General features: G+C 43.8%; 22 protein-coding genes and 3 pseudogenes. 14 read left to right on the forward strand and 11 right to left on the reverse strand.

Features of this window, described 5'->3' with window-relative positions:
• Window positions 1–130: 130 nt before the first annotated feature.
• Window positions 131–1,425 (reverse strand): annotated as a pseudogene (locus tag N5P32_RS14640) (imelysin family protein).
• 105 nt (window positions 1,426–1,530) lie between these two features.
• Window positions 1,531–2,115, reverse strand: coding sequence for a hypothetical protein (locus N5P32_RS14645; protein ID WP_265729769.1), 585 nt, complete (start codon window positions 2,113–2,115; stop codon window positions 1,531–1,533).
• 395 nt (window positions 2,116–2,510) lie between these two features.
• Between N5P32_RS14645 and N5P32_RS14650 the strand changes: the two are divergent.
• A pseudogene (locus N5P32_RS14650) lies at window positions 2,511–3,640 on the forward strand (NAD(P)/FAD-dependent oxidoreductase).
• 56 nt (window positions 3,641–3,696) lie between these two features.
• On the opposite strand, the gene N5P32_RS14655 reads toward N5P32_RS14650, so the two are convergent.
• The 5 genes from N5P32_RS14655 to N5P32_RS14675 all read right to left on the reverse strand — a co-directional run bounded on the left by N5P32_RS14655 (window position 3,697) and on the right by N5P32_RS14675 (window position 6,330).
• On the reverse strand, window positions 3,697–4,050 hold the full coding sequence (locus N5P32_RS14655; RefSeq protein ID WP_265729770.1) for an NAD-binding protein: 354 nt from the start codon (window positions 4,048–4,050) through the stop codon (window positions 3,697–3,699).
• A 107-nt stretch (window positions 4,051–4,157) separates the two neighbouring features.
• On the reverse strand, window positions 4,158–4,556 hold the full coding sequence (locus N5P32_RS14660) for an NAD(P)-dependent oxidoreductase (RefSeq protein WP_265729771.1): 399 nt from the start codon (window positions 4,554–4,556) through the stop codon (window positions 4,158–4,160).
• 187 nt (window positions 4,557–4,743) lie between these two features.
• Entirely contained in the window at window positions 4,744–5,373 is a 630-nt protein-coding gene (locus tag N5P32_RS14665) for an OmpA family protein (RefSeq protein WP_265729772.1), read from the reverse strand.
• 122 nt (window positions 5,374–5,495) lie between these two features.
• Complete coding sequence (locus tag N5P32_RS14670; protein ID WP_265729773.1) at window positions 5,496–5,918, reverse strand: VOC family protein; 423 nt, start codon at window positions 5,916–5,918, stop codon at window positions 5,496–5,498.
• A gap of 94 nt (window positions 5,919–6,012) precedes the next feature.
• Window positions 6,013–6,330 carry a hypothetical protein gene (locus tag N5P32_RS14675; RefSeq protein ID WP_265729774.1) on the reverse strand — a complete coding sequence of 106 codons (318 nt, stop codon included), beginning with the start codon at window positions 6,328–6,330 and terminating at the stop codon, window positions 6,013–6,015.
• A gap of 83 nt (window positions 6,331–6,413) precedes the next feature.
• Here N5P32_RS14675 and N5P32_RS14680 point away from each other — a divergent pair, with 83 nt between their 5' ends.
• Window positions 6,414–7,442 (forward strand): nucleoid-associated protein, encoded by a 1,029-nt coding sequence (locus N5P32_RS14680; protein ID WP_265729775.1) that lies wholly within the window; start codon window positions 6,414–6,416, stop codon window positions 7,440–7,442.
• Between the two features lie 47 nt (window positions 7,443–7,489).
• Here N5P32_RS14680 and N5P32_RS14685 read toward each other — a convergent pair whose 3' ends face one another.
• Window positions 7,490–8,134: an HAD family hydrolase gene (locus N5P32_RS14685; protein ID WP_265729776.1), complete on the reverse strand. Its 645-nt coding sequence runs from the start codon at window positions 8,132–8,134 to the stop codon at window positions 7,490–7,492.
• A gap of 146 nt (window positions 8,135–8,280) precedes the next feature.
• A complete protein-coding gene (locus N5P32_RS14690; protein ID WP_265729777.1) occupies window positions 8,281–8,472 on the reverse strand; it encodes a hypothetical protein in 192 nt (63 codons plus the stop codon).
• A gap of 148 nt (window positions 8,473–8,620) precedes the next feature.
• Here N5P32_RS14690 and N5P32_RS14695 point away from each other — a divergent pair, with 148 nt between their 5' ends.
• Window positions 8,621–9,103, forward strand: a complete 483-nt coding sequence (locus N5P32_RS14695; RefSeq protein ID WP_265729778.1) for a DUF2947 family protein — start codon at window positions 8,621–8,623, stop codon at window positions 9,101–9,103.
• A 46-nt stretch (window positions 9,104–9,149) separates the two neighbouring features.
• On the opposite strand, the gene N5P32_RS14700 is transcribed toward N5P32_RS14695, so the two are convergent.
• Entirely contained in the window at window positions 9,150–9,857 is a 708-nt protein-coding gene (locus tag N5P32_RS14700; protein WP_265729779.1) for a tRNA-uridine aminocarboxypropyltransferase, read from the reverse strand.
• A 277-nt stretch (window positions 9,858–10,134) separates the two neighbouring features.
• Between N5P32_RS14700 and N5P32_RS14705 the strand changes: the two genes are divergently transcribed.
• Window positions 10,135–10,899 (forward strand): DUF1499 domain-containing protein, encoded by a 765-nt coding sequence (locus N5P32_RS14705; RefSeq protein ID WP_265729780.1) that lies wholly within the window; start codon window positions 10,135–10,137, stop codon window positions 10,897–10,899.
• A gap of 68 nt (window positions 10,900–10,967) precedes the next feature.
• Window positions 10,968–11,555, forward strand: a complete 588-nt coding sequence (locus N5P32_RS14710; RefSeq protein WP_265729781.1) for a TetR/AcrR family transcriptional regulator — start codon at window positions 10,968–10,970, stop codon at window positions 11,553–11,555.
• Window positions 11,556–11,582: 27 nt separating this feature from the next.
• Here the strand turns inward: N5P32_RS14710 and N5P32_RS14715 are convergent, their stop codons facing one another.
• Entirely contained in the window at window positions 11,583–13,343 is a 1,761-nt protein-coding gene (locus tag N5P32_RS14715; protein WP_265729782.1) for a DEAD/DEAH box helicase, read from the reverse strand.
• 115 nt (window positions 13,344–13,458) lie between these two features.
• Here N5P32_RS14715 and N5P32_RS14720 point away from each other — a divergent pair, with 115 nt between their 5' ends.
• The 9 genes and pseudogenes from N5P32_RS14720 (at window position 13,459) to N5P32_RS14760 (ending at window position 20,651) form a co-directional block, all read left to right on the forward strand.
• Window positions 13,459–14,151: a 2OG-Fe(II) oxygenase gene (locus N5P32_RS14720; protein WP_265729783.1), complete on the forward strand. Its 693-nt coding sequence runs from the start codon at window positions 13,459–13,461 to the stop codon at window positions 14,149–14,151.
• A gap of 104 nt (window positions 14,152–14,255) precedes the next feature.
• Window positions 14,256–15,251, forward strand: coding sequence for an oxygen-dependent tRNA uridine(34) hydroxylase TrhO (gene trhO / locus N5P32_RS14725; RefSeq protein ID WP_265729784.1), 996 nt, complete (start codon window positions 14,256–14,258; stop codon window positions 15,249–15,251).
• Window positions 15,252–15,456: 205 nt separating this feature from the next.
• Window positions 15,457–16,581 (forward strand): annotated as a pseudogene (gene dnaX, locus N5P32_RS18295) (DNA polymerase III subunit gamma/tau); the annotation flags it as partial.
• A gap of 98 nt (window positions 16,582–16,679) precedes the next feature.
• Window positions 16,680–17,714 carry a DNA polymerase III subunit gamma/tau C-terminal domain-containing protein gene (locus N5P32_RS18300; protein ID WP_265729841.1) on the forward strand — a complete coding sequence of 345 codons (1,035 nt, stop codon included), beginning with the start codon at window positions 16,680–16,682 and terminating at the stop codon, window positions 17,712–17,714.
• A 15-nt stretch (window positions 17,715–17,729) separates the two neighbouring features.
• Window positions 17,730–18,056 (forward strand): YbaB/EbfC family nucleoid-associated protein, encoded by a 327-nt coding sequence (locus N5P32_RS14740; RefSeq protein WP_265729786.1) that lies wholly within the window; start codon window positions 17,730–17,732, stop codon window positions 18,054–18,056.
• Between the two features lie 9 nt (window positions 18,057–18,065).
• Window positions 18,066–18,659, forward strand: coding sequence for a recombination mediator RecR (gene recR / locus N5P32_RS14745; RefSeq protein ID WP_265729787.1), 594 nt, complete (start codon window positions 18,066–18,068; stop codon window positions 18,657–18,659).
• Between the two features lies 1 nt (window position 18,660).
• Window positions 18,661–19,818 (forward strand): ribonuclease D, encoded by a 1,158-nt coding sequence (gene rnd, locus N5P32_RS14750; protein WP_265729788.1) that lies wholly within the window; start codon window positions 18,661–18,663, stop codon window positions 19,816–19,818.
• Window positions 19,819–19,860: 42 nt separating this feature from the next.
• A complete protein-coding gene (locus N5P32_RS14755; protein WP_265729789.1) occupies window positions 19,861–20,154 on the forward strand; it encodes a YcgL domain-containing protein in 294 nt (97 codons plus the stop codon).
• Between the two features lie 17 nt (window positions 20,155–20,171).
• Window positions 20,172–20,651, forward strand: coding sequence for a YcgN family cysteine cluster protein (locus N5P32_RS14760; protein WP_265729790.1), 480 nt, complete (start codon window positions 20,172–20,174; stop codon window positions 20,649–20,651).
• The last annotated feature ends 48 nt before the right edge of the window (window positions 20,652–20,699 follow it).

Raw genomic sequence — 20,699 nt, forward strand, 5'->3', positions numbered from 1 at the left:
GAAAACGCCAGCTACGAAAAAAAAACCATTTCTCAAATTTTCTGTCATAAGTAGACAAATACCATTAACTGACTAAATGACACTGACTTCCTTGCTGCTCATTTATGTAATTATTATTTAACGATTGAGCTTATTCAAATACGGCACTTGGGTTATCTAAACTATCAGAGCCTTCAAGTGCGATACCTTGCAGGTCTAGCTGATGAATAATAGATTCTGTAGTGCGTGTTTCATCAACCAAGGAATCAACAAATGTTTGGATAAGCTGGTTGCCTTTCGTGTTGTTCATAGCAATAAGAACATCAAACGTTTGGCCTTGGCTAGCAGCATCAACCATTGCCTGAGCGGCGGCTTCTGTGTTGTTTAGCTTTTGCTGCATTTCTGAATCAAGCTCAGGGTTTTGTGTTGCAACCAATTTTGACAAAGATGCGCCTTTTAACCAGCTGCCATCAACGCGATGGTATTCACCTAAATATACGTTTTTAATGCCTTTGGCGTCATAATAATGAGACCAGTGAGTATTGTCAGAAAAACAGTCATGTTCTTCTTCTGGATCATGAAGCATGAGACCAAGTTTTGTTCTTTCTCCACCTAATTCGCCGTAGGCTAAGCTGCCCATACCGGTAAGAATGGTCGATAGCCCTTCTTCTGGTGATTGCTCAAGAAGAGCGACACGAGCATCACCGCCCACTTTCCAGTTATTTGCCATTTCTTCCAAGTCAGAAATTAACAAATCTGTAGCGGCAACCAAATAGTCGCGACGACGGTCACAGTTGCCGTTTGTGCAGTTATTTAGGTCAAAATCCGTGGCTGGTCGTTCACCCGCTCCTGGGTTGGTTCCATGTAGATCTTGGCCCCATAATAAAATTCAATGGCGTGGTAACCACTTGCCACATTCGCTTCTACGCCATCGGCTTCTTGAAGGCTTTCAGCAATCAGTTCCGGAGTGATCTCGGAAGTGTCGACCTTTTGTCCGCCGATCATCAAGCTTTTTGAGGAAATAACATTGGCTGCATACAGTGGGTTAAGGTCAGACTCTGAACCATATGAATCTTTTGAAACGTAATCAATTAAACCTTCATCTAATGGCCACGCATTTACTTTACCTTCCCAATCGTCAACGATCGCATTACCAAAACGATATACTTCGCTTTGCTGATAAGGAACACGAGCAGCAATCCAAGCAGTACGAGCTGCTTTTAAAGTTTGTTCAGTAGGATTGTTTAACAAGGCGTCGATTGAAGATCGAAGTGTTTGTGCTGTTGTAAGTGAGTCACTGTATACCGCTTCTGCAATATCGGCATAATGAACAACGACTGAATCAGCGGTCACTTCGCTGGATTCATTTTTAACAGTTGATGAACTACAAGCTGCAAGCATCGCACCAGTGATGCAAATGGCGACAGGGGTTAACAATCGTTTCATTTTCTATGGCTCCAATATTGTTTTGTGTAAACATAGTATTAGAAATGAAAACGATTATCAATGACTTGGGTCGCGCATTTATTTAATCTTCACAAAGAATCAGTGTCATAGTCCACATTGATATTGAAAGGTACTGCCAGCTGCATTATGTAAGCTGTACTCGCATGCTTTGTCTCTTAGAAGGTTTTGCCCCTCCCAAGAAACGCTCATACTAACTGGTGATGCATTTTTGTAACTTGGAATAAAGCGATAAGCAGCCACAACATCTATCATGCTATTTGGTCCTAATTGTATTGATTGACCGATCAGTCTCTGACGCGTTTCAGTGTTGTATAACGTGTAATCGGTGGTGTACTCCTGATCACCATTGGCGTGTGAGAAGTTTAACCAAATTTTTCGATAGGTCTGTGTTTCCGCTGTTGGATTGGTAAAGCGCAGCTTTGTATAAATAATTTGTGACCGAGCTAAGCTTGTTTGTGCATTTTGGTTCACTTTGACATAAGAGGAAGTGGCTTCTTGCCAAGGCATGTTGGTACCAAAAGAAGCATCAACAATCTGAATGCTTTCTTTTGCAAGTTGTGCTTCTGCAAACTTAATAAGGTCTTTAGCAGGAGCGTAAATGGCCAGAGCGATAATAACCAATAATGCAATTTTATGAATATTGCGAGAAGGGCTTAATAGCTTAATCATATTCACATCCTTTAAAAAATATTTACTGTTTATTTATACAGTACTGTATATCCGAACAGCTTATTTGTATAGTGCTTTTTTCAAAAATTGTTTGCAATTTATTAAAAAATTTTTGGATATGGGCTATGAAAAGTTTTTTTGGAAATTTGATAAATAATGTTTGATTTTATTTAGTTCGTTGTATTTAAAGGAAAAAAACGTGATTCCCACAACCTTCTTAACGGTTTCTGTGGACAAGATTCTGTCATTGTTATTTTGCTTGAAATTGATACAAAACTCGCCTTATTCGATGGTAATAAATCAGCTAGCCACTATAATGCAGCCATCAGAAAGAGGTGAGGTCGGTTGTGGATAACGTGGATGTGGTAGTGATTGGTGCGGGTGCTTCGGGTTTGATGTGCGCAGCGACAGCAGGCTACCGAGGTAAAAAAGTGGTGGTGTTGGATCACGCAAATAAAGCAGGTAAGAAAATTCTCATGTCGGGTGGAGGTCGTTGTAACTTTACTAACATGGACGCTGCTCCGAAACATTTCTTATCGGACAACCCTCATTTTTGCATTTCTGCACTCCGACGATTTTCTTCGCAAGACTTTGTGGATCTGGTGGATCGTCACAGACTGGATTATGTTGAAAAAGCTCCCGGTCAATTATTTTGCGAACATTCTGCCAAAGATTTACTGGAAATATTGCTGACAGAGCTTGAATGGTCTGGTGCCGAATTAAAATTAAACACCAAAATTTATAATATTGATTTTCAAGACGGACAAACCGTTGTCAAAACTAACCAAGGGAGTTTTACATGCAAATCCCTAGTGGTTGCCACGGGTGGGTTGTCGATTCCAACCATGGGGGCAACTGGTTTTGGTTACGACATTGCCAAACAAGTTGGACACGAAATTTTACCTACTCGTGCTAGTTTGGTACCAATTACAATACAGCCAAATCGAAAAATGCAATTGGCTGAGTTGTCAGGTATTGCCTGCGAAATAGCCGCCACAGCAAGTGGGGTTACCTTCCAGGAGCCAATGCTATTTACTCACCGCGGCGTTAGCGGTCCATCTATTTTACAAATAACCAATTTTTGGCAACCGGGCGAAGCGCTTACGATTAATATCGCCCCAACCTTATCGTTAGACGAGCTACTTGAGGTTCGGCAAAGCACTCCGAAAAAAGCTACGAAAGCTTCTTGTCAAACCTATTACCAAAGCGGCTAGTGGAACTGATCAAAACGGAATTCCCATGGTTGACTGAACGCAGTGCGCAAATCTCTAACGAGCAGATCGACAGCTTGTTTCAGTATCTGGTCAATTTTGACATTGCGCCTAATGGCACAGAAGGTTATCGCACTGCCGAAGTGACTCTTGGTGGCGTAAACACTAACGAAGTCTCCTCGAAGACCTTTGAATCGCAAAAACAAAAAGGGCTCTACTTTATAGGTGAAGTGCTCGATGTGACGGGTTGGCTTGGTGGTTATAATTTCCAATGGGCGTGGGCGAGTGGGTTTTGTGCTGGACAGTATGTGTAAGGCATTTTATTCAATAAAGGTAGCTGTATAATTCGGCTACCTCTATTTCTTATTTTTTATTTGATCGCTTTATAAACCGCAGCAATGTCTTCGTCTGCAAAGCCTGTCTTTATTGCTTGTTTGAATGCTTCATTGGCAATCGCAGCGGTTGGCAAAGGCTGATCCAGTTGATCGCCTAGGGCAATGGCAAGGCGCAGGTCTTTTTGCATGTGTTTTAGTGGAAAACTGGTTGTGTAGTCTTCCTTTAGCAGCATGGCTCCTTTGCCTTTAAACATCGGATTTGCCATGGCGCCAGCATCGACGATGTCTAAAATCTGCTGACCGTCTAAACCGGCTTTTTGTCCTAAAGACATTCCCTCGCTAAATATGCTCAGCATGCCGCCCATCATCATGTTAACGACGAGCTTCATGTTCGCACCTTGACCGACGTCACCAAGGTAGGGTGACATTTTACCCATTACCTCAAACGCGGGCTTAGCGTCGTCATAAAGAGATTGATCCCCAGCGGCGAGAATAATCAGTGTGCCATCTTCGGCTGGCTTTTGGTTCCTGAAACAGGTGCTTCTAAATAACGTCCGCCTGCTTGGGTGATTGACGCGGCAATAGTTTTTGAGGTTTTATCGTCTACGGTAGACATGTCAACATAACCACGATTATCACCAATGCCTGCCATAACCCCATCTGGGCCTTGGCAAAGTGCTAGGGCGGCTTCTGGATCGGACACCATGGCGAAGGTCATATCGCAACTTGCGGCAACGGATTTAGGGGAGTCGCCTTGTTGTGCGCCTAATGCCACCAGCTCAGCACATTTTGCAGAATTGCGGTTCCACACAGTGACATCAAATCCCGCTTTTATTAAATTGGCTGCCATGGCGTTGCCCATGATGCCTAAACCTAAAAAACCTATGCTTTTCATCTTGTTCTCTCTTGTTGATGTTATTTCAGACAGTGTATCAAATAGAAAGAACAGAGTTGCTTGAAAGTTTAACTGACAGCCCTATGGTGCGTTTACATATGAGGGTGAAGAAGGTGTGCCATGGTGAAAGCAAAAAAGCCAATCATGAAAATGACTGGCTTTTTAGATTGTGAGCGATTTTGCGTTTTTAATTTCTGTTATTCAAAGCCGTGCTGCTGTTTTTATCTACGCTATAGATTGTCCAGCGTTCATTTGCAAATTGTTGTTTTGCAAAGACTTCAGCAACCACTCGTCGGTTCAGCTTTCGACCTGTTTCTGTGTCGTTATCGGCGATAGGGCGTGTTTCACCGTAACCTATGCCTTTTACTCTGTCTGCTTTGATCCTAAAACTATCAACCAAAACATCCGCTATTGCGGTAGCCCGTCTTTGTGATAATTCGCGGTTAAGTTCTGCCGAGCCTTTGCTGTCAGTGTGTCCTTCAATGACCACATTGCTTGTTGGGTGATCTTGTAAGAATTTAGCTAACTGTTTTAATTCCGTATAAAAGCGGGGTTTTATGTCGGATTTACCTGAATCGAAAAGCACATTCAGTTCAATAGAGAGTAGCTTGGTGCTTTCATTTGGGCAGCCGTAGTTGTCTACAGCTGATCCTTCTGTTGTATCAGGGCAAAGATCGCGAGCATCAATGACACCATCTTTATCACTATCAGCAAGGCGCGACTGTACATTAGAAGCGTACAAGCTTTCTGCGGCTAGCGACTGATCGTAAGCAAATAATGCTGTAATCAGACCGATGGTTTTGATGAATGTCTTCATGACCTTCGAACTTCCCCTTATAAAAGTAGGTTATTTATTCAGCTTAAGAAAAAGCCATCAAGATAACTACCGTATTTTTGTAGCGTTGTTTAAAAAAACGGTTTTTTTGTAATCTTTTGTAATTACCAGCTTCCTGTGTTTTCCATTGAAGCCCAAGGTTCTTGGATTTCGAGAGAGTCTCCTTTTTGAAGAAGCTCAATGGAGACGCCATTAGGGTCCTTTATAAATGCCATGTGGCCATCGCGAGGTGGACGTAAAATAGTCACTCCAAGCGATTGTAATGTTTCACAGACTTGGTAAATGTTTTCTACTTCAAACGCTAAATGACCAAATTGGTCTCCACCAGTGTAGCTTCTGTCACTCCAGTTGTGGGTTAGCTCTACTTCTGGAGCGCCTTGTTCTGTTGCATAGTAAATAAGTGAGAATTGGCCTTTTTCGCTGTCCATGCGTCTTGTTTGAATCAGTCCTAAACCGTCAGTGTAAAATGTGTGACTTTCTTCTGGTTTGTCTGTTCTTATCATGGCGTGTAGATATTTAATGGACATAGCAACTCCCGAATAAGATTAAATTATAGGGAGGCATTATTGCAGTATTACTGAGGCAATTCAAAGTGGTAGGCGAAACTGCCTTTTTATCTTCTTATTCTTCCCAAACCCATCGAATAGGGTCGCCGAAATCATCGTATATGACTTTCTTTTTCGGGCGCTTTTTTATAGTGGGCGTAGTGGTGGTTTTGTTTTGCTTTCGTTGTTGTATCGCAGCAACAACATGATTTAATGGTGTGCGGTCTTGTTTTGGCTCGTTAAAGCCTATGTGGCTCGTGTTATACTTGCCATCAATCAAGCCGGATTCGCCCATATTGATTTGCTGGATCGTTCCGTTTTTCTTGATAAATTGATCTACCAGAGATTCGAGTTCTTCTCGTGTGTCTCTTTTTGTGGTTTTGGGTTTGATCATAGTGTTTTAGTCGGGGATTATCCTGTAAGTCGATGGGTTAAAATTTGACCGTAATTTTCCATATTAAACGTAAGAGGTAGCTGGTGTCTATTAGCAACTTAATTGTCCATGAAATTCAAAAACATGAAGGCGAGCGTAAGGCGATACTGATCGCACGTCCAAATGAAAACCCAGTGGATGGGCAAGCCGAGGCATTATCCGCTCAGGTAACGAACTTATTTAACCGTTCTGGTATGAACACTGGGCGTTTTGTTAACCCTCAAGGAAGCGAAGAGGGCGCGCAATTGCCCGCTCTGTTGTTTAAGCATTTTAAGAACGATACCTTTGTCGATTTTGCCGGGTTCACTAAAGATTGTGCGGCGGAATACCTTAAATACCTAGAGCCAGTGGAAGAGGCAGAGGGTGGTCTGTTATGGTTTAATCATTACGAACTGCACGATACGCATTTTTTGTACATCGTTATGTTAAAGCGTAAAAAAGGCATTGGCCTTGGCGCGGATCTTAGTTTGTCTCAAATAGAGCAGATTGAGATGGAAAAGCTACACATGTCATTGCGCATTAATTTGAGTGCATGGCAATCTGGTGATGAAGGGCGCTATATTTCTTTCCGTTTTGGGCGTGCGCCAAAATTTGAAAGTGAATATTTTACTCAGTTTATTGGTTGCGATGAGCCGAAAGTGGCTGCAAAAGAAACTCGGAAATTGGTGGATCTTACTGCTGCGTTTTGTCAGTCAGAAGGGTTGCCTTCCAAGCAAGCGAATGAATTTAAAAAAGTAGTTTCTGAACATTGTCAGGCCAAAGCCCAGGATCGTGAACCGTTAGCCATTAAAGAAATTGCCTCTCAGGTTGAGTCTCGATTCTCAGTTGAACAAGCAAATAAGTTTCTTGAAATAGCTGACTCTGACAGTTTCAAGATGGAAAAAGAAATCTTCGTTGAAAAAGCAGCTTTGAAAAAACTGACGCGTTTATCTGGCAGTTCGCGCGCGTTAACCATCAGCTTTGACAGTGAGCTGCTGAATGAGTCCATTGCCTTTGATGCTGACACTGGTACGTTGACGATTAAAGATTTACCAAAGAGTCTGCTAAAACAATTACAAGCTATGTCTAATTAAACCAGCGCACTACACTTGGTTTGCCTGAACAAATGCGAGAGGGGTTGTTAAAGACCTAACAAACCCTCTAGTTCTTTCATGGTTTTAAAGCAACGGGTCGCGCCCGCGGCCATTTGCATGTTTTCATCAAGGGTTTCGCTGAATGCAAGCACGCGCATTCCGGCTGCTTTTCCTGCTGTAATACCCGCAATAGAGTCTTCAATTACCAAACAATCTTTAGGATCAATATTTAACGCATTTGCAGCGGTTAAATACAGGTCAGGGGCAGGCTTGCCATGCTGCACGTCGTCAACGCAAAACCGAGTAGCGAAACGTTCAGATAGCTGTATTTTGTCGAGCTTGAAATTCATTTCTTTGCGGCGTGCATTGGTTGCCATTGCTATCGGGGCGCTAATTTTACTTAGCAGCTCTCTAACGCCGTCTATTGGCTCCAATTCGGCGTCAATAATAGCGTGAAAGCGCTGTCTATGTTCTTCGTCGAAATGGGTAGGCAGTGGTCGCCCAAGCAGCTTTTCCGCGTTGATCAAGTTTTCTTGGTTGGTGAATCCGGTAAACTTCGCATGCAAAGTGTCGTCATCCAGCTCTAAACCGCATTCGCTTAACATGGTTTTCAGAATGGTATTGGATATGTTTTCTGTGTCGACAATGACACCATCGCAATCGAAAATAATGGCTTTATAGGGAAAAATCATAGATAGAATTTCGTTGTGAGTGAGGTTTGATCATAACGAATTTTAATGGGGTTAAGGAAGGGAGGGGTTTTATTATTTTTCTCCCCTTTAAAAACGCTGTTTACGATAGCCTTATCCGCTATTATGATGGGATGTTTTGTATCGACTTAGTGGCTTGCTTGGCTGATTTGTTGTGGTCGAGCACTCATTTTTTTGATGTTTTTCAGTGTTGCTTTCATGAATGATACAACGGCTTTTACGCGGCGAGCACGTCTTTGACGGCGAGCGTGGTTTTCGACAGAATTGTCCGCATAGCCCCATTTTGCTAGTAATGCTTCGTATTGTTCTTGAGAATCCATAATGTACTCCTAACTGACTGATGTTTTAAAATGTTGTTTTATTACAACAATGCAAATATTAGTTAAGCTTAGGGAATTGAACAAACGATCCTTTTTCACTTGTTAGATTAGTTTATTTCACCCTTTATATTTCTATAGGAAGCGCCACTTGTACCAACCGTTAGAACAGTTTTCAAAGTATTGGATTTTTAAGCGTAATGACCCAAAAGTGGCAGATGAAGATTTGCAAGGTATTCGCTTGTTAGATGAGTCTCGTGCCTCGCAAGTGTGGCGTGATTATATTAGTGATGAGCAGGTGCATCCGGATCATTTTTCTGACCGAGATTGGTTAAAGAAGAATAGCGCTCAAGCGCCGGACGGCAAGTTTCAATGGGAAAAAGCATGGGATCGCGACGATGCATCTTTGCCTGATGAAATGCGGGCACATTTTTCTGCGTGGGGTGCGGATACGACCGTGTTTTTTTGTTGCCATAATGAGCTGGTATTTGAAATGAATTGGGGCGTGTTTCAGCGTACTTGGAAGGCGTTTTTGTTCTTAGATAATGGTCCTGTATTGGTGGGTAAGAAAAAGAAACAAGCCGCACAATTTCATTCAAATGGGTGGGCTAATTTGTTATTTCGAGAGTCTTAGTGTCGCTTGTTTTTGCATTGTATTCTGGTTTTTATGTAATTTAATTTCATGTTTGCTCGTTGTTAGCGCGATGACGGCTGAGCAAACAGTGTTGGTTAAATGTTTGGTAATAGCTAATCAAACGCTGGCTTTCTGAATGGTAGCCTAATGCATCCAACAACATGGCTGTGACCTCTGCGGTGGCAAATTGCATGTCGTGACTTGAATGACGTACCAAAAAAGAGCGTTGAGCCTCGCTGCTGATTTCAAAGTGAGGGATGTTTTTTAGCCATTCGCTCTGGTGAAACATTTTGCTGGCTTGCTTCCAAGTGCCGTCCAGAATGATAAAAGTGTGCTCTTGTATGGCGTCGACAAGTTCAGTGTGTGCCCTGAGTGGCCGGCTTTGCCGTTGCGCCGTTTCTGTATTTGGAAACAGCACAGTGCAGCGGTTTCGTTTCTGTGAGAGCGTTTGTAACAGCGCCTCGTTTGGCTCGGTTCTGCTCCAAAGGAAAGCCTGGGTGTTATTGGGAAACAGATCCGCGATTAATCTACCGCTGTTGGTCGGCTTGTGTATCTCATCTCGGTGATAGAGCAGAATAAAATCAACAGGCGATGACGTTGCCTTTCTATGATGACAAAAGCAGGCGAACTCAGCCATTAAGCAGTGGTCGCATCGTACGGCGTTGGCGCCTCTGGCGATAAAAGGGCGCTTGGATGTGGCTTTACACGCCTCGCGCAGTTGATCGACGCAGTGTTTTTGGCTTTCGTGCTTCATGGAAAATATGGCTCTTGGATTGGTCGCGCTATTATCGATGATTCGTGAAATATATCTAGTTCGAGGGTGTTTTTTGAAGGTGTGGGATTATCATGTTGACGACTCCTTCGGCTTGTTTTTAAAGGTAAATCAGACACATCTTTTATCCTTCTTATCAAAAACCTTACAGAAAATATGCAAATACAAAGGAATGAGTTGAAACGGGCTTGTTGCTGCTGTTCGTTGTCATCAAGTCACGATAAGGTGTGAGATATTATTTTTTCACTATGAGTTGTTTATGAGTCGTTATATCTCCCCGGTTTTATACATTCTCCTCATGCTGGTCGGGTGTGTTGCGTTTATATCGATTGCCGGAGTAAGAGTGGGGATTTTTGAGCCGTTGACAGGTTTCTCCATGTTGCGCAAAAGTGTGTTTGCGTCTTTGGTTTTGTCTCTGCTAGCTGCGATTTCATTGGGCGCTTGTCGTAAGGAAAAAAACATTGGGGTGCAGCGATTTTTTATTCTCGTCCTAATGGTGTCATTTTTATACAGTGTTATGTGGATTGGCTTTTATTTTCAACGAGCCGGGCTGCCCGATATTAACGACATAACGACCGATACTGATATTCCTCCTGCGTTCCTCAATGTGAATTTTATTCGAAAGTCCAAAGAAAATGATCTTGCTTATAATGACGAATGGGCCTCTATTCAGCATAAGTTCTATCCAGATGTTCGACCTCTTTTTTCTACCAAAAGCAAATCTGTCGTATTTGCCACCGTGTCTGAATTAGTCAGTGAGCGTGGCTGGGATGTGGTTGCTACCTACTCAGGGGCTGGCATTGTTGAGGCGACGGCGCGCACGCCAATATTTGGCTTTAGAGATGACGTTATTATCCGAGTGACTCAGTTGGCTCCAAATAAAGTTCGTATTGATATGCGCTCTTGCTCTCGAGTTGGTCGAGGGGATTATGGCGTGAACGCTGAACGTATCGAGTCTTTCATGGCGGATTTGTCTGAAGCCTTACATCGTTCTTCCATGCCAAGTGTCAGTACGCTCCGCTAAATTACCACTCGTCATCGAAATTCAGACACGCTAGACTCCTCAGATATCTTTCTCAGAGGGAATGTAGGGTGAGTCTTCGACAACAGCAAAAAGCCAATACGCGCGCCAAAATTAAAACGATTGCAAAACACGCCTTTCTTACACAAGGAATAGAGTCAACCAGTACGCGCTATTTGAGTGATAAAGCCGGCATTGCGGTTGGTACTTTGTTCGTTCATTTCCCGGATAAACTCTCTTTAGTAAAAGATATTTTCTTTGATGAAATGGATGCTGCATTGCGCGCGGCAGCGGCGGCGCAAAAAGCCAGTGCGTCTCCTATTGATTATCTTTTGCAGACGGCTCAGGTCTTGTTCGATTTTTATGACGAGTATGCTGAGTTTTCACGTTTGGTGCTTTTGGATAGCTTGGCTAAAGGTGGCTTCCATACTAATCAAATGTCTGTGATCACAGATGGAATTGTTAAGCGTTTTAGACAAGTAAAGGTCGATGAAAAAACGGCCAATGTCTTTGCGGAAAATATGATTTCTAATTATTGGTTTGTTTTATTAACGGGCGTACCAAAAGGTGTTTTAGGACAGGCGGCCATTGACCACCTTAAGCGAATGAATTTGCCATTTGAGGTGTCATACAGAAACGCCTTAAAAAACTCCGCATAGTATTCTTAGTGGAGCTCGTTAGTACTCTTAGCGGAGCTCGTTGGCTTTTCGGTAAGGGCCTTGATAGTCAAACAGTCGTTCTGTTACTTGCCAATGTTGTTTTTGTTTTTTTGCGATCACAAAGTCTGGGGCTGGCAGATACGGAAGAAACCGTTCGACTTCTTCAATGTGATCAAACTCAACAGATTGGATACCGTTGGCGATTCTACGGGCAAATAGGTCATTAAATGCTTGCCGAGACTTCTTGAAATTAAAACGAAAGGTTTCGGATAGTGTTAGGCCATCTTCATCGTGGTAAGTGATTTGTATGCTTTTGTCTTTGACATTAAGCGTAGGGGTGATGGCAGAGCAACGAAGGACTTTGTTGTTTTTTAGGTTGAGTGCGCTTCTTAATAGGTCATCTGGGTCGATGAGCTTTTCGGCACAATGTTGGCATTGTCGAGCGGCGATGTCATTTTCTTCATTGCAGTGAGGGCAGCGTTTAAAGCGAAAGCGATACGTGCATTGTTGTTCTTCACCTTCTTCGTTTTCTACTAGTCCGTGGCATCGACGTCCAAAATGTTCCAAAATGTTCCCTTCGGCGTCTTTTCGCCCCCAAAAAGTATTGGCAAAGTCACAAGCTGGGCAGTGTATTTGTACGGCAACGGAGTCTTGGGTCGGTCGTTTTTCGCCTATTTCTGGCTGAAAAATATTGTAGCCATTGTTGGTGTAGTCTAATACTAGGCAGTCTTTTTTTCCTGGGCTGAGTCTCAACCCGCGCCCGACAATTTGTTGGAATAGGCTGATGGATTGTGTTGGGCGTAATATCGCAATCACGTCCACGTGTGGCGCGTCGAATCCTGTGGTCAATACCGAAACATTGACGAGGTATTTAATTTGTTTGGATTTAAACGCGGCAATTAACCTGTCTCTTTGCTGCAGTTTTGTTTTTCCGGTGATTAAAGCCGTTTGTTCTTTTGGTAAGTAGCTGACGATTTCTTTGGCGTGATCTATCGTCGCCGCAAAAATCATCACACCTTGGCGATTCTCACTGAGCTGTAATATTTGTTCGGTGACCGCCTTTGTGACGCGAGGATGTTTGTGAATGAGTTCGTTTAATGCAATGTCGTCGGTGTTTTGCTCACCATCCAAACTTTCGGTCAGTAAGCTGAAATCATAATGCGCAATGGCCGCATCGTAGTGGATTGGGGGAGTTAGAAAACCTTTTTTCACCATGTGTTGCAGTGGTAATTCAAAGATGCACTTTTTGAAAAGTGAGTGGGTGCAATGTCTGGCGTAGCCATGGTAATGGGTTTGATAGATCCAGCCACTGCCTAATCGATAAGGTGTCGCGGTTAAACCAAGAATTTTTACGGTGGGGTTTAGCGCCCGAAAATGTTCGATGGTTTTGTTGTATTGGCCACCGTCTTCCATGCCGACACGGTGGCATTCGTCTATGATTATGAGGCTGGCAGGTTCACTAAAGTCTTCAAGATTGGCTGACAGAGATTGAATGCTGGCAAACGTGGTTTTCTCTGTGCTGGACTTTTGCTTGAGCCCTGCCGAATAAATACCTGCGGAAGCGCCAGTTGCGAGAAACTTCGCGTGGTTTTGTTCAACCAGTTCTTTTACGTGGGCGAGACAGATCACACGGCCTTTGGCCAGTCGGCTTAATTCGGCAATGACTAGGCTTTTTCCTGCTCCAGTAGGAAGGACGATAACGGCAGGGTCGTTGCTATTACGAAAATGTGTCAAAGACGCCTCGACGGCGTGAACTTGGTAATCTCGTAATTGGAAAGCTGGCGTCATTTTATTTAAATCTATCTGGTGAATTCATGATGTGTTGTGCCGGGGGCTACAGTATCATAGCGCTCTAAGTGATTTTGCCTTTTTGTGTGATTTTTTATAAGTGACGACCCTATCTATGTCTACCGAAGTCCTGCCTGCTAAACGTCTGTATGTTGAAAATTCGATTCCTGCTTTTAGTCGAGAGGAGCCGTTTTCTAATCTGCTAATGGATCTGCAGACAAAAGGCTGGAGTGTTCAGGATGACTTTTTTTCAACGGATTTCACCCAAGCCTTGGTGGATGAAGCACAAAGCATACAAAATGCGTTTATGTTGCAGGCTGGTATTGGTCGAAAACAAGATCATCAAATTGTATTGGATGCGCGCCGTGATTACATTCAATGGATTGATCCAGATAAACCAATTCGAACCGATTTTTTGAAAATGATGGCGGAATTGCGTGTTGCATTAAATCGTCGTCTGTTTCTTGGCTTATTTGATTATGAGGCGCACTTTGCCCGTTACGAAGAAGGCGCTTTTTATGAAAAGCATATTGATGCTTTTAAAGGGGAAAGTAACCGCATTTTGTCTACCGTGTTGTATTTGAATGAAGATTGGCAAGACGGCGATGGTGGTGAGTTGGTGATTTATGACGAGCATGACCCTTCTGTTGAGGTCGGTCGCTTTTTTCCAAAGAAAGGGCGGCTGGCGGTGTTCTTGAGCGAATGCTTTTATCACGAAGTCGTTGTCGCAAAACGCACGCGCCACAGTATTGCTGGCTGGTTTCGTGTCAATAATACAACTGGGGCGACACTTGATCCAGACCAGTAAATTCTCCTGTGGGTGTTCTCTTCATTTTTATGGCTAGAGTCTTTATAATGCGCGCCTTGTTTAATTGCTCTGGTTTTACGTTCCAGATCGCATAGGAGAAAGATATGTCAAAAGTCGTAGTGTGCGCCCTTTATAAATTTGTTGAACTGCCTCATTTCGAATCTCTTCGAGAGCCTCTTCAGAAAACCTTAGAAGACAATGGTATTCGTGGTACTTTGTTGCTTGCCAGTGAAGGAATCAACGGCACTGTAGCGGGAACGCGCGAAGGCATTGACGCCATGTTGTCATGGTTAGATCAGCAGCCTGGTTTGGATAAAATCGTTAGCAAAGAGTCTTATGACGAAGACATGCCTTTCTACCGCACCAAAGTAAAATTGAAGAAAGAAATCGTGACCATGGGCGTTGAGGGAATTGACCCTAAACGTGTTGTTGGCACCTATGTAAAGCCGACGGAATGGAATGCTTTGATCTCCGATCCTGATGTGGTTTTGGTGGACACTCGTAACGATTACGAAGTGCAGATAGGTACATTCAAAAATGCGGTCAACCCAAAAACGGATACTTTTCGTGAGTTTCCTGCTTACGTGAAAGAAAACATGGATCCTGCGAAACACAAAAAAGTTGCCATGTTTTGCACTGGTGGAATCCGTTGTGAAAAATCGACGGCCTACATGCTAGAGCAAGGCTTTGAAGAGGTTTATCACCTTGAAGGCGGTATCTTGAAGTACTTAGAAGAAGTGCCAAAAGAAGAAACCTTATGGGAAGGTGAGTGCTTTGTTTTTGATAATCGTGTGTCTGTTAATCATGACCTACAAAAGGGTGAGTACGATCAGTGCCACGCTTGTCGTATGCCAATTACCGAAGAAGAAAAACAGAGTGAGCACTATATTCAGGGCGTAAGCTGTGTGCATTGTGTTGACAAATTCACTGATGAGCAGCGTCAGCGTTTTATTGAACGCGAACGTCAGGTTCAGCTTGCTCGTTCTCGTGGTGAAGAGCACATTGGCGCAGAAGTTTTGGATGCGGTGGAAAAACACCGTTTAGAGAAAGCGTTAGAAAAAGAACGTCAACGCAAAGTGCGAGAAGCCAAAGTCAACTAACACTAAGCCGAGCTCTGTGTATGTCGCTGAAAAATTCATGGGCGATATACACGGTTCGGTGTTGTAAATTTAACCTATTGATCTTTATCGCGAAGTTTTTTGGTATTTCATCTCATAACCGACCTCACAGCGCACTAAGAGTGGTTTCGAAATTGTTCGTACTGCCGTACAATAAAAAATCGCTTTTTATCAGCCAGTATCTATCATGAGTTATCAAGTTTTAGCACGTAAATGGCGCCCACAGACGTTCCTTGAAATGGCTGGGCAAGACCATGTACTTCAAGCGTTGGTCAATGCGTTGCGCCAGCAGCGTTTGCATCACGCCTATTTATTTACCGGAACACGCGGTGTTGGTAAAACCACCATTGCGCGTATTTTCGCTAAATGCTTAAACTGTGAAACCAATGGGATTTCACCAGAGCCTTGTGGTACCTGTGATAGTTGCCGCGAAATTGCTGAAGGCCGCTTTGTTGACCTAATTGAGGTAGATGCGGCTTCTCGTACCAAAGTAGAAGACACTCGCGAATTATTAGAAAACGTACAATATGCGCCAACTCGTGGTCGCTTCAAAGTCTATCTAATAGACGAAGTACACATGTTGTCGACTCACTCCTTTAACGCCTTATTAAAAACATTAGAAGAGCCACCCGCTCACGTTAAATTTCTGTTGGCCACCACAGATCCGCAGAAACTACCTGTCACGATTTTGTCCCGTTGTTTGCAATTCAATCTCAAAAATATGTCACCGCAACGTGTGGTCGATTATTTACAAACGGTATTGAACACTGAGCAGGTTAACTTTGATCAGCCAGCATTGTGGCAGATTGGTCAAGCGGCGAATGGCAGTATGCGTGACGCCTTGAGTTTAACGGATCAGGCCATTGCCTTTGGTAATGGTACCATTTCAGAGTCGGGTGTAACGGCGATGCTGGGCTTGGTGAATCAAGCGCAAGTATTGGATTTACTAGAAAGTGTTGCCTCTAAAAATGCGGCGCAAGTCTTGAGCCGTATTGAACAATTGGCAGATTATCAGCCGGATTTTACGGCGATTTGTGGCAGTTTATTGGATGTTTTGCATCGCATTGCAATAGAGCAGCAAGTGCCTGGAGCCTTAGTTGATCAGCTAGGGGATTTGGCGCGCATTCAGGCAATGGCGGCCAATGTGAGCGCGGAAGAAATTCAAATGATGTATCAAAGCTTGTTAATAGGGCGTCGAGATTTGTATCTTGCGCATTCTGCGAGAGCAGGCTTTGAAATGTTAATGCTAAGACTGATTGCCTTCCGTCCTGCACCGCCTATGATGGTGAATCATGATGCGCCTCCTGTAGTCATAGCACAACCAATTGTACCTGCTGAACCGAAAGCCACTCAGGTGCCGGAAGAAAGCACAGAAAAAAAACGCCCATCGTTGACGAACCGATACAAGTGATGTCTCAGGAGGAGCGCCCACCATGGGAAGACGCACCTGATGCTGACGTTATTGAAGAAAAGGTTGAAAGAGCGGTTGAGCATGTTGTTGATGCAGAAAGCGATGTTCAACATGACTCTATAGAAAACAGCTATGTAGACGATATTTCTTTAAAAGAAACCAGTTTAGAAGAGAGCGCTTTAGACAAGAGCATTTTAGAAAAGAGCACTTTAGATAATGGCTCTTTTGGTGGTGAAGCAGCTGAGCCAGCTGTAGTTGAACACACATCAAATCCAAATGACGAGGCTCAAGAAGCTGTCGATTCGCCAGCTACAGACTTCGGTGACGTTGTCGAAACCGCTGAGCCCGTCGATCAAGGCCAGTCTAAACCGTCCGCTGTCACAGACACTCCGTTTGTAAACGGTGTTCTGGATGAGAGTGATGACGATGATGAAGACGAGGACGAAGCAGAAGAGCGTGCGATTGCCGACATCGTTGACCCATTCAACCCTGCGGCAGATTTGGTGGATGCCTTAGCGGCAGATCCGGTGGGTGCTCCTGACAGTGACGACAATTCAGAAGCAGACACGCGTTTAGCAAAAGTACCAGACACGATTGCCCAGCCTGCACTGGGCATGCCGTTGCCAGAAATGAGTCATTATAATGAATTGACCATGAAGCTTTGGTGGCTGGTGGCGCCTCGATTGCCCTTGAAGGGCTTGGTGCAAAATATACTAATGAATTCCAGCTTAGTGGACGCCAGTGATCAGGGCATTCGTCTCGAGGTACCGTTAGAATACGGCCACATGCTTAATCAAATGCGTTACGAGCAAATACAAGGCGCACTGAGCGATTTTTTCGCGATGACGGTACCCCTAATTATTGATACGGTGGAAGACACGAATGGCGTCACTGCAGAAGAGTTTGCTGCCAGCAAGCGAGCAGAGGCTCTGCAAGTGGCTATAGAACATTTAAATTCACACCCAGTTGTGCAAGCGTTATCGGCAACGATGGGCGCACAATTGGTTTATGATACGGTTAAAGTTAAAGCTTAAATTGGAGAAAAAGTTATGTTCAAAGGTGGTATGGGTAACATGATGCGCCAAGCGCAGCAGATGCAAGAAAACATGCAAAAAGCGCAAGAAGAAATCGCCAACATGGAAGTCGAAGGACAAGCGGGTGCTGGTCTGGTCAAAATTCTAATGACAGGCCGTCATGATGTGAAACGAGTGTCTATTGATGACTCATTGTTTGCTGACGATAAAGAAATGTTGGAAGACTTGATTGCCGCAGCAGTAAACGATGCTGTTCGTAACATTGAAGTAACACAAAAAGAAAAAATGGCGTCAGCAACGGCGGGAATGTCGTTGCCACCTGGCTTTAAAATGCCTTTCTAGGAGCGAGCTTTGTTTAGTCCCTTAATAAAAGAATTGATTGAATCACTGCGTTGTTTACCTGGCGTTGGACCAAGGTCGGCGCAAAAGATGGCGTTGTATCTATTAGAACGAGATCATCAAGGGGCGGATAGACTGGCGAACGGCTTACGTGAAGCACTAGATAAGGTAGGTCGATGTTCAAGTTGTCGCACTTTGACGGAAGAGTCAGAGTGCGAGCTTTGCCAAGACCCAGAACGGGACGCAACGCGTTTGTGTATTGTCGAAACGCCTGCCGACGTGGTCGCAATAGAATCTGCGGGTACGTTTACTGGGCGTTATTTTGTATTGTTGGGGCATTTGTCACCGATTGACGGTATTGGTCCAGAAGAGCTTGGTTTGGATCGTTTAGAGGCACTGGTTCAGCATAACGAAGTGGAAGAAGCTATTATTGCCACTAACTCAACGGTGGAAGGCGAGGCGACTTGTCATTATATCGCCGAAAAATTAAAAACATTAAACATCAACGTGAGCCGTATTGCTCATGGTGTGCCAATGGGCGGCGAATTGGAATACGTTGATGGTAACACTCTGGCCTTGGCGCTAGAGGGACGGAAAAAACTCTAGTATGAATGATCAAGATGATGCTCTAAATGACGATGCCCTGAATATTGTGTGGGTTGCTGACAATGAATCGCTATCGAGCTGGTGTCATTACTGGGCAGAGCTGCCTGTAATCGCTGTCGATACTGAGTTTATTCGTCGTACAACGTATTTTCCAATTACGGGGCTGATTCAAATTAGCGAAGGCGATAAAGCGGTATTGATTGATCCTTTGAGTATTGATGAATGGGAGCCGCTGCGTAGCTTGATGGTAAACCCTTCTGTGATGAAGGTTTTCCATGCTTGTTCAGAAGACTTAGATGTGTTTGACCGATTGTTAGGGGTACTACCGACGCCGTTTTACGACACACAAATTGGTGAGGCGTACGCGAGCGCACAATGGTCGTTAAGTTACGTGAAGTTGATTCATGAGTATTTGCAAATTGAAGTCGCCAAAGATGAGACGCGCTCCGATTGGACACAACGCCCATTAACGGATGCGCAAAAGCGTTATGCGGCTTTAGATGTGGTTTATCTTGCGAAAGTGTACCCAATGCAAGTGGCCCGTTTGCAAGAAAAAGACATGCTTGAATGGGTGTTGGAAGACTGCGAATCGCTTAAGTGGCAATATCAAATGAACTCGGATCCTGAGCAAAACTGGGATGGCATAAAAACCGCTTGGCGTTTGTCTCCTGCGGGTCTGACGTTATTGCGCTTGTTGTTTATTTGGCGAGATGGCCAAGCACGCAAAGAAAATGTCCCTAAAGGCCAAATTTTAAAGGATCGCACGTTGTGGTCGTTGGCGAAAACATTGCCCACGCATCATAAAGCGGTGTCAGAAGCAGAAGAGTTAACTGGCCGTCAACATCGTTTGTACGGAGAAGTGATTTTAGAGCAAGTGGCTTTGGTAAATGAACTGTCTCCGGATGAATATCAATTGCCTTTGGAAGTGCCCCTGCCATCACAAGCTGGGGAATTAACGAAATCCATTAAAGCGTTCGTTCGTGAAAAGGCGGAAGCATTAAATATCGCTCCAGAAGCCATGATGAAGCGAAAATTACTGGATCCATTGGTGCGTCATTTGTTTGATGGTACTGATGTGGATTGGCAAAACCCAGCCATTACGGGATGGCGACGTGACGTCATTGTAGATCCAGTGTTAGAAAAATTTAAGAAGTCTTAATTTTAAAAGGCAAAACATGGCGTGACACGCCAAGAGAACATTATGAAACAGCATTTAATCGTAGAAGTATTTCGCTCTAGTAAACATGATGGCATGTACTTGTATGTGGAAAAAAGTAAAGGCCTGAAAGACATACCAGAAGAGCTAATGGCCCGTTTTGGCAAAGGTATCAGTGCAATGACAATGTTATTGACTAACGAAAGTAAATTGGCTCGCGCTACCCCAGAGAAAGTGATTGAAGGGATTCGTGAAAAAGGCTTTTATTTGCAATTACCACCAGCGAAAGACGACTATTTATTGGATCTTTATAAGACGCCAACAGAAGCTGTCTATTAACGAGTTGGATTGAAAGAATGATTGCAAAGCGTTACGAACCGTTTTGGAAAACCACGCCGCTGGAAAAAATGTCGCCAGCCGAGTGGGAGTCGATTTGTGATGGCTGTGGCAAATGTTGTCTACAGAAATTACAAGACGATGACACTGAAGAGGTCTTTTACACCAATCTTGCGTGTCATCAGTTGAATATTACCTCGTGCCAATGCAAAGTCTACGACACTCGCCAAGCAAAAGTCGCAAGTTGCATTACCTTGACAGCGGATCAAATTGATCAGTTTCAATGGTTGCCAGACACATGCAGTTATCGTGTTTTATATGAAACGAAAGAGCTGCCTAACTGGCACCCATTAGTGGTGGGTAATGACAAAGAGATGCTACGTCAGGGCTTAACGGTTCGACATTATGCGATCAATGAGCAGTCGGTGGATGAAGAAGATTGGGAAACTCATATTATAAAATGGGTACATGGTATGCCGGAGCCGTATGATATAACGTGATACAGCGAACGGTCGCTAATCTCAGCAAAGTAAAGTAGTTCAAGGAGT

Source organism: Marinomonas pontica, assembly GCF_026191375.1.
Taxonomy (GTDB): Bacteria; Pseudomonadota; Gammaproteobacteria; order Pseudomonadales; family Marinomonadaceae; genus Marinomonas; species Marinomonas pontica.